General features: G+C 53.5%; 14 protein-coding genes and 1 pseudogene. All 15 read right to left on the reverse strand.

The window, feature by feature from the left end; all coding sequences use genetic code 11:
* Positions 1–48: 48 nt before the first annotated feature.
* Complete coding sequence (argF, locus tag KO216_RS06145) at positions 49–1,047, reverse strand: ornithine carbamoyltransferase (RefSeq protein ID WP_215523372.1); 999 nt, start codon at positions 1,045–1,047, stop codon at positions 49–51.
* A 49-nt stretch (positions 1,048–1,096) separates the two neighbouring features.
* Positions 1,097–2,326 (reverse strand): arginine deiminase, encoded by a 1,230-nt coding sequence (locus tag KO216_RS06150; protein WP_215523373.1) that lies wholly within the window; start codon positions 2,324–2,326, stop codon positions 1,097–1,099.
* 43 nt (positions 2,327–2,369) lie between these two features.
* Positions 2,370–2,741 (reverse strand): annotated as a pseudogene (locus tag KO216_RS06155) (metal-sulfur cluster assembly factor); the annotation flags it as partial.
* 175 nt (positions 2,742–2,916) lie between these two features.
* Positions 2,917–3,378 carry a Fe-S cluster assembly sulfur transfer protein SufU gene (gene sufU, locus KO216_RS06160; RefSeq protein WP_215523375.1) on the reverse strand — a complete coding sequence of 154 codons (462 nt, stop codon included), beginning with the start codon at positions 3,376–3,378 and terminating at the stop codon, positions 2,917–2,919.
* Positions 3,378–4,646 (reverse strand): SufS family cysteine desulfurase, encoded by a 1,269-nt coding sequence (locus tag KO216_RS06165; protein WP_215523376.1) that lies wholly within the window; start codon positions 4,644–4,646, stop codon positions 3,378–3,380. The genes sufU and KO216_RS06165 overlap by 1 nt, the downstream gene beginning before the upstream one ends.
* A gap of 47 nt (positions 4,647–4,693) precedes the next feature.
* A complete protein-coding gene (gene sufC, locus KO216_RS06170; RefSeq protein ID WP_215523377.1) occupies positions 4,694–5,440 on the reverse strand; it encodes a Fe-S cluster assembly ATPase SufC in 747 nt (248 codons plus the stop codon).
* Entirely contained in the window at positions 5,441–5,785 is a 345-nt protein-coding gene (locus KO216_RS06175) for a non-heme iron oxygenase ferredoxin subunit (protein WP_215523378.1), read from the reverse strand.
* Positions 5,782–6,963, reverse strand: a complete 1,182-nt coding sequence (sufD, locus tag KO216_RS06180) for a Fe-S cluster assembly protein SufD (protein ID WP_215523379.1) — start codon at positions 6,961–6,963, stop codon at positions 5,782–5,784. Before sufD ends, KO216_RS06175 begins: the two co-directional genes overlap by 4 nt.
* Positions 6,963–8,417 carry a Fe-S cluster assembly protein SufB gene (gene sufB / locus KO216_RS06185; RefSeq protein WP_215523380.1) on the reverse strand — a complete coding sequence of 485 codons (1,455 nt, stop codon included), beginning with the start codon at positions 8,415–8,417 and terminating at the stop codon, positions 6,963–6,965. Before sufB ends, sufD begins: the two co-directional genes overlap by 1 nt.
* Before the next feature lie 37 nt (positions 8,418–8,454).
* A complete protein-coding gene (locus KO216_RS06190; protein ID WP_215523381.1) occupies positions 8,455–9,147 on the reverse strand; it encodes a helix-turn-helix transcriptional regulator in 693 nt (230 codons plus the stop codon).
* A gap of 189 nt (positions 9,148–9,336) precedes the next feature.
* Complete coding sequence (locus KO216_RS06195; protein WP_215523382.1) at positions 9,337–10,005, reverse strand: NUDIX domain-containing protein; 669 nt, start codon at positions 10,003–10,005, stop codon at positions 9,337–9,339.
* A 32-nt stretch (positions 10,006–10,037) separates the two neighbouring features.
* On the reverse strand, positions 10,038–11,702 hold the full coding sequence (gene murJ / locus KO216_RS06200) for a murein biosynthesis integral membrane protein MurJ (RefSeq protein WP_215523383.1): 1,665 nt from the start codon (positions 11,700–11,702) through the stop codon (positions 10,038–10,040).
* The gene (locus KO216_RS06205) at positions 11,699–12,613 is read right to left on the reverse strand and encodes a hypothetical protein (RefSeq protein WP_215523384.1); all 915 of its coding nucleotides are present in this window, start codon (positions 12,611–12,613) and stop codon (positions 11,699–11,701) included. Before KO216_RS06205 ends, murJ begins: the two co-directional genes overlap by 4 nt.
* Positions 12,614–12,615: 2 nt before the next feature.
* The gene (locus tag KO216_RS06210; RefSeq protein WP_215523385.1) at positions 12,616–13,539 is read right to left on the reverse strand and encodes a copper transporter; all 924 of its coding nucleotides are present in this window, start codon (positions 13,537–13,539) and stop codon (positions 12,616–12,618) included.
* A gap of 16 nt (positions 13,540–13,555) precedes the next feature.
* Complete coding sequence (gene steA / locus KO216_RS06215) at positions 13,556–14,752, reverse strand: putative cytokinetic ring protein SteA (RefSeq protein ID WP_251451930.1); 1,197 nt, start codon at positions 14,750–14,752, stop codon at positions 13,556–13,558.
* Positions 14,753–14,759: the final 7 nt, after the last annotated feature.

Raw genomic sequence — 14,759 nt, forward strand, 5'->3', positions numbered from 1 at the left:
TTGGTACCGCTAAGGCAAGCTAGTGAGATTCTTTACGATTTTATTTACCTAAAGATTACCTAGGGTGGCTACCATCACCGCTTTAATGGTGTGCATTCGGTTTTCTGCTTGGTCAAACACGATGGAACGTTCCCCGGAGAACACTTCGTCCGTAACTTCCAGGGCATCTAAACCGGTTTTTTGGTAAATATCCTCCCCCACGGTGGTGTTCCGGTCATGGAAAGCGGGCAAGCAGTGCAAGAACTTTGCCTGCGACCCTGCTTGTTCCATTAGCCTGGCGTTGACCTGGTAGGGCAACAGCAGCTTAATCCGCTCGTCCCACACTTCTTTCGGCTCCCCCATAGAAACCCAAACATCGGTGTACAGGAAATCAGTGCCCTTAACCCCGGCCGCAGGATCATCGGTGTGGGTTATTTTCGCACCGGTTTGAATTGCAATTTCATGGGCTTTATCAATCCAACGCTGCTCATTCCACAGCTGCCGCGGCCCTACAATCCGCACATCCATTCCCATCATCGCCCCGGAAATCAGCAGCGAATTCGACATGTTATTGCGGGCATCCCCCAGGTAGGCGAAAGAAATATCGCTCAGGTCCCGCCCAGAATGTTCTAACATAGTGAGCTGGTCACAGAGCATTTGGGTGGGATGCCACTCATCGGTGAGCCCATTCCAAACTGGGACTCCCGATAGCCGCGCCAAAGTTTCTACGTCCTCTTGGCGGCGTCCTCGAAACTCAATTCCATCATAAAAACGCCCCAGCACTTGCGCGGTGTCCGCCATGGATTCTTTATGCCCAATTTGGGAGGCCACCGGGTCTAGGAAGGTGACGTTAGCACCCTGGTCGTAGGCGGCTACTTCAAAAGAACAGCGCGTGCGAGTGGAAGTTTTCTCAAAAATCAGGGCGATATTTTTGCAGTTTAGATATGGTTTTTCGGTTCCTGCGCGTTTGGCCGCTTTTAGCTGCGCCGCCAAATCCAGCAGATACCGCCACTCCTCGGCGGTAAAATCGAGTTCTTTTAGGAAATGGCGGCCAGATAGTAATGCCACAGTTTAACCTTTCTGTTTACTATATTTACCCAGGTAGATCAGATTTAAACTAGTTATCGATAGCCTCGCGCTCAAGCGGACAAGTCATACACCGCGGTCCCCCGCGTCCGCGTCCTAGTTCCGCGCTGGGAACTTCCAACACTTTGATTCCTTGTGAACGCAAGTATTCAATGGTTTGCCAGTTACGATCATAGGAAGTAACCACGTTTTCACGCAGCGCCAGCAGATTGCAAGCATCATTCCACTGCCCACGCTCTGCCCCACTATCCGATTGGGGGGTCTGCAAAATATTTACTGACGACACCCCACTGGCCTGCGCTAACACCTGATGCATGTCTTCTGCCGGATAGTAGCGCCAGGAAATATTTCCTTGCGGCTCTCGGCGGGCAATGACGCTGGGCAGCATCCCCAGGTTCTTGTATTTATAGAAGGTATCTCGGTTAATCATGGTGATTACCGTGTCCAGGTGCATTTGGGCGCGCACCATCGGCATTAGCAGACCGGTAACCATTTCTACGGAGGAAGAAGCATCCAGCAGCAGACGAGCAGCGAGGCGTTCGAAACCGGCCGGACTGGTGCGCTCCCCCATACCCACCAGTACCGAAGTTGGTGACAGCACTTCCACGTCTCCGCCCTCGCAGGCAGCCGGGCTATCGGCCATCCCCGAACCAAACTGAGTGAAATTATCGTTAAAATCAGGGTGAAAACGATAGATAGCCTGCAGGTTTAAAGTTTCACGGCGGCGAGCAGTCTTGTTCATGGCTGAGAGCATTACTCCCTTACCGATCCAGGCGGAAGTATCCCGGGTGAACAGGTGGTTAGGCAGCGAATCCAAAATCAAATCTTCGCTGCCCACGCGCGCCAATACTGCGGAGGCCACCGACCCCAGCTCTGCCACGATTTCGGAGCGGGTGAGCCCACTAATCAGAATCTCGGCCAGCTGCTTGCTTGCTTGCCCCACCAGATATTCCCTGAGCGGAGGGCTAAGCACTACCCCAAAATAGCGCTCATCAATAGTCTGTTCCAGCAACCATTTTCGTGCCGGCTCCAAGTCTAAAGTTTCGGCTAATAGGTCTTGCAGATACACGATCTCGGCACCTTCAGAGGAAAGGGTGGCACTAAAATGATCGTGATCTTCGCGTGCCTTTTCCAGCCACAAAATATCGTCAAAAAGCAATTCTTCACGGTTAGAAGGAGTCAGCCGGTCAAGCTCCCTGCCAGGACGGTGTACTAAAACCTTTTGTAGTTTTCCGATCTCTGACCAGACTCCACGCACCATGGATTTCCCCTTGCTAGTTTTTCTGCAAGCCTATGTTATCCCATTAAACGTTGAAGCCGAGAGCTCGCAGCTGTTCGCGCCCTTCCTCGGTAATCCGATCCGGTCCCCAGGGAGGCATCCATACCCAATTGATGGCAACGCTGGTAGCCATAGCGCTCAACACCCAACGGGTTTGTTCTTCCAACATATCGGTGAGCGGGCAGGCCGCAGAAGTTAGCGTCATCTCGATAGTCACTGCCCCGTCGGAATGGATTTCCGCCCCGTAGACCAGCCCCAAATCCACGATGTTGATCCCCAATTCGGGGTCGATAACATCCTTGAGGGCTTCGAATATGTCCTCTTTAGTTACCTTTGCTTCAGAGGGGGTAAGTGGCGCAGAGGGGTCAGAAAAAGTTTGTGCTTCTGGCGGCTCTTCGCCAGATTCTTGCTTATCTTCCGCGCTTAAAGCCTCCGCTACTGGTGCTTGAGGCGAAGCAGACTCCCCATGCTGATGCTCTTTAGAGGGCTGATAGGGACCGGCATTTTCATTTCCGGCAGCCACTTCCTGAAATCGCTGCGGTACTTCAGCGGGGTTTTCCCAAGGACGTTCTTCACTCATTTTCTTGCCTCGCTTGCGTTTTTGCGATTGATTCTCTCAGTGCCATCCACCCTAAAAGGGCGCATTTAACCCGGTTGGGAAATTTGGAAGTTCCCTGCAGGCTAGCCGCATCTTCCAGGGGATCTAACACTTCATCGGGAACTTCTTGCCCTCGCGAATGCATCATTTGGTCAAAATCATTCCAAAGCTGCTCGATTTCGGCGAGAGATTTTCCTGCTACCAGGTCATTCATCATTGATAGCGATGCCTGAGAAATAGAACAGCCCTGCCCCTGCCAGGCGAGACCGGCTAGGGTATCGCCCTTCAAAGTAACCTCTAAAGTAACCTCATCCCCGCAGGTAGGATTAACTTGATAGGAGGAGGTATCCGAGGGTTCTACCTGAGCGCTGCCGTGTTTTTCGGCGGCGTGATCCATAATCACCTGCTGATAAAGCTGATCAATAGCCGAAACCATTACTTCCCCCTAAAAAAGAAACTACGAACTACTTCTAGGCCTTCGATTAGACGATCGATATCGCCGCGCGAAGAAGTAAGCGACAGCGATGCCCTACAGGAGGCTCGCAAGCCGTAGTGGGCGTGCAAAGGTAGGGCACAGTGATGACCCACCCGAATCGCCACGTCCTCGGCATCTAATACCTGACCCACGTCATGGGGATGAATCCCCGCGAAATCGAAAGCCGCCAGCCCTACCCGTTCCCGGTAGTCAGCCGGGCCTAAAAGCCGCAAGCCTTTTACCGTCGCCAGCCCTTCCAGCAGATACTGAGTCAAAGCCAGTTCGTGGCTACGAATCCGCTCCATTCCTACTTCCTGCAGGTAATCCAGCGCCACTGCCCAGCCGTGAATCTGGGCGACTGGCTGCGAGCCTGCCTCAAAACGCTCCGGGGCAGGTTGGAAAGTGGTCTTGTCCATGGTGACGTCGGCAATCATGGATCCACCTGCCAAGAAGGGCGGCAATTGCTCTAGCAATTCGCGGCGCCCATATAATGCCCCAATTCCGGTAGGACCAGCCATTTTATGCCCGGAAAAGCAGGCAAAATCGGCTCCCAGAGCTTTAATATCTAACGGCATATGAGCGCTGGACTGGCAGGTATCGAGCACTACCCAGGCTCCCACATCGTGGGCAGCTTTAACAATGGGCGCAATATCGGTTATCGCCCCGGAAACATTAGAGGCGTGGGTTACCGCCACTACCTTGGTGTTCGGGGTAATTGCATCCAGGGTTTCCAGGTCAATCCGCCCTTGCGGATCTAGATCCAGATAGGCGAACTCACATCCAGTGCGCTGGGAAAGCAGCTGCCAAGGCACCAAGTTGGCGTGATGCTCCGCCCGGGTAGTAACTACCCGATCCCCTTTTCCTACCAGCGAAGCCCCGCCCTCTATCCCGGGATTCGAGAGGGCGTAGGCCACCAGGTTTAACGCCTCGGTCGCGTTCTTCGTCCACACGATTTCTTCCGGGGAGGCCCCAATAAAGGTAGCCAGTTTAAGGCGCGCGTCCTCGAAATACTGGCTAGATTCATCGGCCAGCAGGTGGGTACCCCGATGCACAGCCCCGTTAGATTTTTCGTAAAAAGAGCTTTCGGCCTCGATAACGGAACGCGGTTTTTGCGAGGTGGCCGCCGCATCTAAATAAACGATCGGTTTTCCTCCCCGGCCAGGGCGGGAAAGAATCGGAAAATCGGCGCGCAGACGCGTCAGTTCCCTATCGGTAAATGGCGAATCCATTAGCTTTTCCTCTCAAAAACCAGCAGGTATTGATACAAAAAGGGAGATTACAGGTAGGAGTCGTATCCTTCCGCTTCCAATTTGTCAGCCAGTTCGCTGCCGCCGGAATCTACAATCCTTCCATCGGCGAATACGTGCACGAAGTCCGGTTTAATGTAGTTCAAGATCCGCGAATAGTGGGTGATTACCAGCAGGCCGCAGCCTAGTTTTTCATGGGCATGGTTAACTCCGGCAGACACGGTGCGCAAAGCATCAATGTCCAGACCGGAGTCGGTTTCATCCAGAATGGCGAACTTGGGATGCAAAATCTGCATCTGCAAAATCTCTAGGCGCTTCTTTTCCCCACCCGAAAAACCAGCATTAAGGTCGCGGTTAGCGAACTGGGGGTCTACCCGCAGGTCTTCCATCGCTTCTTTAAGTTCTTTTACCCAGGTACGCACCGGCGGAGCCTGACCGTCAATCGCAGTGCGGGCAGTGCGCAAGAAGTTAGATACCGTTACCCCGGGAACTTCCACCGGGTACTGCATCGCCAAGAACAGACCGGCACGAGCACGATCATCTGGAGAGGATTCCAGAATATTTACGCCGTCCAGCAGCACTTCCCCGCCCTCGATATGGTAGCCGGGGTGACCGGCAATCGAATAGGCCAGGGTGGATTTACCGGAACCATTCGGTCCCATAATCGCGTGCTTCTCCCCCGAATTCACCGTTAGGGAGGCGCCCTTTAGGATGTGCTTTATCCCTTCGGGAGTTTCTACCGAAACTTTCAGGTCTTTAACTTCTAGTTTCCCCATTTATTCATTTCCTTTACTGCGGCTGCAGGCGTCAACGTAAACCGCCTGTCCTTTGATTTCAAGCTGATAACAGTTCACTGGCTCGGTGGCCGGCATTGTCGGTTGTCCGGTGTTGAGGTCGAATTGGGCTCCATGTCCCCAACATTCAATCGCACACCCCTCTACATCGCCCTCTTCTAGAGGGATATCGCCATGGGTGCAGAGGGAGTCGATGGCGTGCCAACCGCCGTCCTCGTCCCGCACCACCGCGATTGGGATCTTATCCCCCCGCTCGTCGGTTACTTCGGCGCGCAGTGCCTCGGCGGGCTCCAAGGCGCTGATCTCGCAAACTTTTTCTAGGCTCATAGCGGATCCGGGCCTTTTTCTAGTCGGGCATCAACCGCTTCCAGCAGATGGTTTTCAATTTCATCGATTCCGATCTGGCGAATGACTTCCGCAAAGAACCCGTGGACCACCATTTTGCGAGCGATATCTTCGGGGATCCCTCGTGATAGCAGGTAGAACAGTTGTTCTTCATCGAAGCGCCCGGTAGCGGAGGCGTGTCCAGCTCCCGCAATCTCTCCGTTTTCAATTTCCAGGTTCGGTACCGAATCGGCTTTCGCGCCCTCGTTCAACACCAGGTTGCGGTTTTGTTCATAGGAGTCGGTGTTGAAAGCATTCTTGCCAATCAACACATCCCCGATCCAGACCGCATGTGCCTGCTGACCTTGCAGCGCCCCCTTGTAATGCACATCCGAACGGCAATTTTCGGCGCTGTGGTTAACGAATAAGCGATGTTCCTGATGCTGTAGGGTGTCGGTGAAGTAGACACCGTACATCTCTACTTCCCCTCCAGCTTTATCCAAGTCAATATCGGGACAAATCCGTACCAGGTCGCCGCCTAAGGTAATCGCAATATGCTTGAGCTTCGCGTCTTTTTCTACGCTCATGCGATGATTACTGGCGTGAACTGCCGCTCTGTCCCATTCTTGGATAGATACGAACTCTAACTCGGCACCGGATTCCACATCGATTTCGATCCCCTGGTTCAGCTGGGCATCGCCAGCGTGTTCCAGGATTACTAACGCTTTCGCGTCAGGTTTTACATCGATACAGATATGTTGGGCAGCCGGCTGGCGGCTTTCCCCGATCACTTTGATGCGTAGCGGTTCGCTAAGCTGCTCGGCGATTACTACGTTTACCAGGTCACGGTGGTTATTCCACTCTACAACCGCAGCGCGATCTCCTGGCGCTCCGATTTTTCCGTGAATATCGCTATCAGTAGCTATTTCCACATAGGAGGAAGCACCCAGATTTATCCGGCTATCGACCCCTAAAATCTCTCCGCCGACCTCGACCCGGGGAGCTGACCCCTCTAAAGTATCCGTAAGCAGCATCTTTATCCGCTCTAGCGGGGTGAATCGCCAATCTTCCTCGCGTCCGCCCGGCATGGGGATATCGGCGAGGTTAAAAGAGGTGGGACGATCCGCCCGGGAAGGAGCCGCGACTACTTTATGGCCTGTCTGCTTTACCATCTCGGCCATTAACCCACCGATCCTTCCATTTGTAGTTCAATCAGGCGATTAAGCTCTAGGGCATACTCCATCGGCAGCTCCCGAGCAATCGGCTCGATAAATCCGCGCACGATCATCGCCATAGCTTCAGTTTCGCTAAGCCCCCGACTCATTAGATAAAACAGCTGGTCAGCACTTACTTTAGAAACCGTAGCCTCGTGCCCCATCTCTACGTCATCAGTTTGAATATCCACATAAGGGTAGGTGTCGGTACGGGAAATCTGGTCTACCAGCAGCGCATCACAAACCACCGAAGCCTTGGAGTGTTTAGCCTCGGGAGCGATCTTCACCAGTCCTCGGTAGGAGGAACGCCCCCCGTTACGCGAAATAGATTTCGACACGATCGAAGAGGAAGTGTTCGGCGCCAGGTGCAGCATTTTCGCCCCGGTATCCTGGTTTTGTCCCTCACCCGAAAACGCTACCGACAGAGCTTCTCCCCGGGCGTTCTTGCCGGTCAAATAGACAGAGGGGTACTTCATATTAGTTTTTGACCCCATATTGCCATCCACCCATTCCATAGTGGCGCCTTCTTCGCAGATTGCCCGCTGGGTCACCAGGTTATAGACGTTAGTGGACCAGTTTTGAATAGTGGTGTAGCGCACCCGGGCATCTTTGAGGCAGAAAATCTCTACAATCGCGGAGTGCAAAGAATCCGATTTATAGATCGGTGCAGTACAACCTTCCACGTAGTGAACGTAGGAGCCCTCGTCAGCAATAATCAGGGTGCGTTCAAACTGCCCCATGTTTTCGGTGTTAATCCGGAAATAGGCTTGCAGTGGAATCTCTACATGTACTCCTTTTGGCACATAGATGAAAGATCCCCCGGACCACACGGCGGTGTTCAGAGCCGCGAACTTATTATCCCCGGCAGGCACCGCTTTGCCGAAGAACCGTTTAAAGAGGTCTTCGTGTTTGCGCAGGGCAGTGTCGGTATCTAGAAACACTACCCCTTGTTTTTCCAGGTCACCACGGATCTGATTATAAACCACTTCCGATTCATACTGGGCGGCTACCCCGGAAACCAGGCTTTCGCGTTCGGCCTCGGGAATCCCTAAGCGGTCATAGGTTTTCTTAATATCTTCGGGCAAGTCTTCCCAGGAGTTGGCCACTTTGTCGGTGGAGCGCACGAAGTATTTGATCTGATCCATGTCCAGATCTGATAAATCCGGCCCCCAGTTGGGCATGGGTTTGCGTTCAAAGACCTTCAGCGCTTTCAAGCGGCGCTTAAGCATCCATTCGGGCTCGTTCTTCTCTGCAGAAATAAAGCGCACCACGTCCTCGTCAAGACCGCGCCTAGCGCTTTGTCCCGCTGCATCTGAGTCGTGCCAGCCGTACTCGTATTGAGTGCCAATCGAGTCAATAACCTGCTGGTCAGCAGCCTCTTTCTGCTCTTTTGTGGCAATCACCGGTGGTGATGATGTCATTTGTGTTTTAATCCCTCTTTTGTGTTTTCTTCCTGCCCTAGTCTGTCATGTTCAACGGTTTACGAAGAATTTTCGGGTTGGGTAACGCTACCGGCACCGAGGTGGTGCAAACATGCTCCCCATCCGCCAAAGTCGCTAGCCTTTGCACATGGACATTTAAAAGACGTGAAAAAGCTTGGGTTTCAGCTTCACAAAGCTGCGGGAACTCGCCAGCAACTTCTTGCACCGGACAATTTCCTTGACAAAGCTGTACCGCGAAACCGCCATTACCTACTTCGCGAACCGTCGCCGCATATCCATCGGCAGTTAAAGCATCGGCGAGAGCCCGAGCCCGGGCTTTAGGGTCAGAGCCGGCCTCTTTAATCATGGGCGCATAGCGGCGTTCAATATCGCGAGAATGCGCAGCCGCGAAAGTATCAATCCCGCCCGGACCTGCCACCTGCTCAATAAAACCAAGAGCCCGACTAGCCAGTTTGGAGTAATCTTCGCTGAGGCCTTCGCGTCCTTTGCCAGTTGCTATATAGTGACGAGCCGGGCGACCTCGACCCCGTTTAGCCTGGGGAGCAGTTTCATAGACCGCGATCATCTGCCCGGATTCTAAGGCGGTGATATGCCGCCGGACAGCGGCAGTGGTCAAACGGAGGATCTTCGCCAAGTGCGCAGCGGTAACCGGCCCTTTTTCGACGATCAAGTCCAAAACTGTTTGTCGAGTCGGCTCCGTATCGCTCACGTTTCCCCCTCCTTAAAAATAGACCTAAGTTAGTCTAACGCATTTTAGTAACGGCTGTCTTTCTAAAATAGCAGACGGGAGATAAATGTGGTGGGTGATACAAGTAGATTTGGTGCTATCAGGGGCAGTTAGTGAGGTTGCGACGGCAAATTATTTCCCGGGATATGTTCGCGGCTAGCGGATTTTCTCTTAGCTTTCGATCTCTAGGGGATCGGGAGCGAAAGGCGCGGACACTTCCCGCAGCCCTTGCCATCCCTGCCGCAAAGATTCAATCACCGACAAAATAGCAGCCATTGCCGAAGGATTATGGATCTTCCCAGCTAGCAGGGCATCGCGAGCCTGCTTTAAAGTAAACCAAGCGGTGACCATATCGCGTTCTTCTTCACTAGCCTCAAAACGCTGGCCCCTAGCAGCGGAAACCTCGCGCGCTAAAAACACTCGTAAATGTTCGCTGCTTCCTCCCGGGGAAGTAAAGAAATCCACCAGCACCTGCCAGGTTTTGGCCTCTAGATTGGCTTCTTCCCAGAGCTCTCGCTTAGCTGCTTCTAGGCGATCTTCTCCCTGGTGATCTAAAAGTCCAGCAGGTACTTCCCAAAGTAAGGCGCGCACCGGATGTCGGTATTGACGTACTAATAAGATTTCCCAATCTGAGATTTCCCGGGAGGAGGAATCCGCCCCAGATACTGGACGCACCGCCGCGATAGCGACTGCTCCCGGATGAGCAAGATAGTCACGCTGGACAGCCTCCTCATCCGCATGGAGACGCACGCTATCGGTGACAAAATCAAACACTTTCCCCTGGTAGATAAGCTGGTGATCTTCCACTGGGAAACTAGAGTTTTCATCGCGCAGTTCCATGCTTCTCCTTTTCATCTCTGTCTTGATAGTAGTTAGTCAGGGAGGTTTCCTTCAGGGTTTTCTCCGTCCTCTTCCCCTGCAGAAGCAGCCGCCGGTGTCGATCCTCGCTTTTGCTGGCGAATTTCCTGGATCAATAAGGGGCTCATAATCGCGATGGTCACTATTCCGGCGATTGCGGCCGCAGCGAAAGTACCGATTATGCTCGGCCACAACCCCATAAAATATCCAGACACGAACCAGCCGGCTACCCCGGCTATCAGCGCCAATAGCGCGGATTTGCATGCCGAGAACGCGACTCCGCTAACTGCCTGCTGACCTGCTAATTGGCGCAAACCAATCAATAATCCCAGCGCCCCTACGCTCATCCCGACTGATTGCGCGATTCCCAGGGCTAAGAGGATTCCGTTTGCCCGGCTGCCAAGCAGTCCGGGCAGGGTGGCCCCCAGTCCCCAGGAAAAAGCTGCTACGGTTAACCAACCGGCGGAAGCGGCAATCACCGCTTGCCGGGCGCCTCCCAAGGCATAAAGCACCCGAGAAACATGGTAGACCAGCCCGTATCCTACGATTCCGGGAGCCATAGCCACTAGCGCCCAGAGCATCCCCGGTACCGGATTGATGCGAGTGAAAATATCGGTAACCGGAAGCGCCACGGCCCCCAGGAGTGCCGACCCCAGCATGCCCACCACGGTTACCAGCCGAGTAGAGGCTGCACATTCGGGATTGAAGACCGTTTTCCCTCCCCGGTGCAGCAGGCTAGACAGCCGCGGAAACATGGCAGTAGCGATCGGTACCGCTAGCACCGCATAGGGCAACATATAAACCGATTGCGAATACTGATAGATAGGAAGGGAACCTTCCGCGCCATAGGTGCGAGTTACCAAAATGATTACTAACACTGAGAATTGCTGGGCGATTAAAGACCCCACGCCCGCTCCTGCCAGCCGGAGTGCCTGACGCCCGCGTCCTTCCCCTAATTTCAAAGTTGGACGCCAGCGAATCCCTAGACGATATATAGGGATAAACAGGGGCAGACTCATCGCCGCCACCCCGGCAGTAGTCCCCCAACCAAGAATCAAGATAGCGTTATGTGCCACCTGTGCAGGATCGGCAACCGAAGGAGTAAGATAACCAAAAACCGCGTAGGTAGAAATAACTACCAGGGAATTTAATAGCGGCCCCAGGGCTGGTAGCAGAAATTTCTCATGCGCCTGCAGAATGCCGGTACCCACTACACACAACCCGTAAAGCGGAACTTGTAGGGCAAACATCTGTAAGAAAACACTGATCAAATGGGCTTGCAGCTGGGGATCGACCCCTCGCGGACAGGGCATCACCTGCCCGATCCAGGGAGCTAGTAAGAACACTGCCACCCCTACCGGAGTCAGCAGCAGTAAAGCCCAAGTAATCAGCGCAGATGAAACCCGCTGAACCTCTTTGTGCATCCGATCGGCAATAGGACCAGCCAAAATAGGGATAGTCACTCCCGCGAGCGCCCCACCGGCAACTACCTCAAAAAGTACCGTGGGTAGCTGATTAGCCGTGGAGTAGGCATTCGCGAAAGCACCGGTTCCTACCCAGGCGGATTGGGTTAACCAGCGCCCAAAACCAAAAATTCGCGATAGTAAGGTAAGAACAGAAATCAGCCCGACAGCCGAAGCCAGGGCGGGCAGCCTGCTACTTACCCCCGCTTTTTTCAACGTCGGCGCCCTAGATTATCGATGGTTTTCAAACCCGGAGTATTCGCTATCACCTGTGAAAACGATATTTTTTCACTGGCAGCAGTCAGCCCGACGACTCCCAGGACACCCAGAATTTTTCCAACTGTACCGGTCTTTTGCGCCCAGGCACTTCCCAGCAGTGCCCCCAGCGCATTGGCTCCGGTATCGCCTAGCATTTCCCGCTCCCCCAGGTCGTCCGGTAAAGCTAGCAAACTGGTAGCCAAGGCACCGCCGGCTAAAGGAGCTGCTGGCCCTGGCTGGCCGCTAAGGGGCAGCGCGCATAATGCCCCTACCTTTAGGCAGCGCCCCGGTCGCAAGTCAAATAGGTTGGCAAGGTTCGCGCTGCCCGCAATCAGAACCGTATCTAACACCCAGGAAACCAGCCCGGTTTTTCGCGAGCGTCCAATCCCAATTGCTCCTAGTGCGGCTCCAGTTCCAATCCCCACAATCTTTAGGGTGCCGGTGGTAACTTTACCTTCTGCTAAGGCTTGCAGATGCCCATGAAACCCCTTAGCAACAGCGGGTTTATCTGATTTATTTACTGAAGATTGCGAGGGCTCAGTTGGGTTTTTATCTAGCGAGTTACTGGCTTCTGCACCCTGGTTAACCGGGGTTTCGGCTCTAGTATCATCTAAATATCCGAGGGCGGCTCCCGCAGCTACCGGCAACATCGCCCCCATTTGACCGCCGCGATTACCCGCCAAGCATAGACCAGAGGCCAGGCAGGCGGCAGCAACTTTTATTCCCCCGGTCAGACTCACGGTTTCCCCATGAAAGTTTTGCCGTTCATAACGCTTACGAGTCTGGGGAGAAAGGTGGCGCCGCAAGTAATTTCTGGCCAATAAATACCCTGCTCCCGAGACTAGCGCCCCCTGGATTGCCCGGGTCATAGCTAGCCCTCCTTCGCAGGAGCAGGAACCGGCGGAATCAGTTGCGTCGCATACTGCTGGGTTCCGTAGGCCTGATTGGTGCCGGATTGATCAGCTAAGAGCGCGAAGGGAGTAGAAACTTTACTCATTACTGATCCCAGCCCATCGACCGTGGTAACTGCCAGTTTTTCGGAGCGGATCTGGGTCAGGTAGCTGGTTTCATCTTTGGCGCTACCTACGACAACCGTTCCCTTGGGCAACATCTTATCGATACCTTTTACGAACTCTAAGTCCAGTTTCAGGGCGGAATCCTTAGTGTCCTTTTCGCTGCCAGCAGGGCTAATCACCAGTATGAATTCAGCAGGATCGCTAACAGCCGAGGCACTAATTAGGGGAACATCTCCCGCAGACAGATTAGCTACCAAAGCCTGCACCTCTGCATCATCACTGGTTAAACCAGCAGCTAGGGCGGTCGAAAGCACCTGCTGGGTAGATACTTTAGCGTCGACCTTATCGCCCAGTTTGCTGGCCAAAGTAGGCGCCAGACTATCGCGATAAGATTTGGAATCATCATTAAACCAAGCATCTTTTACGGTCACTGTGTTCACTACCGCAGCTCCCGCAACCTTAATCTGGCTGTTAAGCCCGGTTACAGTTTCCTCTTTAACCCCGGGCATCCTGATAACCGCGACCTTTTTACCGGTCATAGTCCCCGGAGTGACCTTACTTCCTAGAACCCCGATATATTCGCCGCTGCTATTTGCTTGTTTCACCAGGTCTTCGTTGGATTCTCGTAGCTCGGCCTGCTGTTTAGATAGCTGCGATACCTGCCCGGTGAGGGTGTCGGAAATCTTGCCTTGCAAAGGACCAGCCCCTAACACCACCCCCATTGTGAGGGCGACCAGTACGGCCATCAACGATACTAAGTGATAGCGAAAATCAATCATTTTTCTCCTGCCTTAGTTAGCCCTTTAGTGAAGGAGCAACCCCAAATAGTTGTCGGAAAAAGTCAATTAAATCATTTAGATAGATACCGGCAATCCCGTAAAAAGTTTGCCCCACCGGGGTTACCGCCAGGGAGACTGCTATCGCGCCTATACATACTAGGGCGAGCAGCATAGTTTGCCAGGTGGATACCCGCGGCTGATAGAGCTGGGAGACTCCTTTGGCGTCCACCAGTTTGGAGCCCACTCGCAAGCGGGTCAAGAAAGTAGAGGCCATCCCAGAGCGTCCTTTGTCTAAGAACTCCACCAAAGTGGCGTGAGTTCCCAGCGCCACAATCATTTCGGCGTCCTTATCATCAGCCAGTAGCATCGCTACGTCCTCGGAAGTGCCGGTAGCCGGGAAGAGTACGTAGGGAATCCCTTCGCGTTTAAGCCGTTCAGTGCCGGGAGCCTTGCCATTGCGATAGGCGTGTACCACGATTTCGGCTCCACAGCGCAAGGCCTGGTCGGATACGGAATCCATATCCCCGATAATCATATCGGGGGTGTATCCCTGTTCCAGAATGGCATCGGCTCCCCCATCGACCCCCACCAGGACTGGCTGGTATTCACGAATATAGGGGCGCAGGGAACGTAAATCTTCTTGATAATGGTAGCCACGCACCACGATTAGGGCATGTTTACCGGCGAATTTAGTTTTTACTTTAGGTACGCCCACCCCATCTAGTAGCAAATCCCGCTCGCGGCGCAAATACTCCATAGTGTTCGCCGCGAACGCTTCTATCTGGGTAGATACCCCTTTGCGAGCCTCTTCTAGGTCGGCAGCGATAGTTCCGGAGGTCTGCAAGATACCCTCGGCAATTACTTTGCCATCTCGTTGGACTTTATTGCCCTCAACCGTTACCTGACTGCCTTCTTTAAGGTTCATAATCCCGGTACCTAGATCATCAATCAAGGTAATTCCGGCATCGACGATAATGGAAGGCCCCATGTTCGGGTAACGACCAGTGGTTGATTTAGCGGCATTAAGGACTGCGCTGGGCCCGGCGGCTACCAGAGTTTCTGCTGCTATCCGGTCGATATCGGCATGGTTAATAACCGCGATTTCACCGGCTTGCAGGCGTTGGGTGAGATGCTTAGTTTTCTTATCCACTCGCACCCGGCTGCTAGAGGCTGGTGCCACTGCGTTTGCTTTACGGCGTTTAAAAAATCCCACGAATCCA

Source organism: Varibaculum prostatecancerukia (assembly GCF_943169825.2).
GTDB classification, from domain to species: Bacteria; Actinomycetota; Actinomycetes; order Actinomycetales; family Actinomycetaceae; genus Varibaculum; species Varibaculum prostatecancerukia.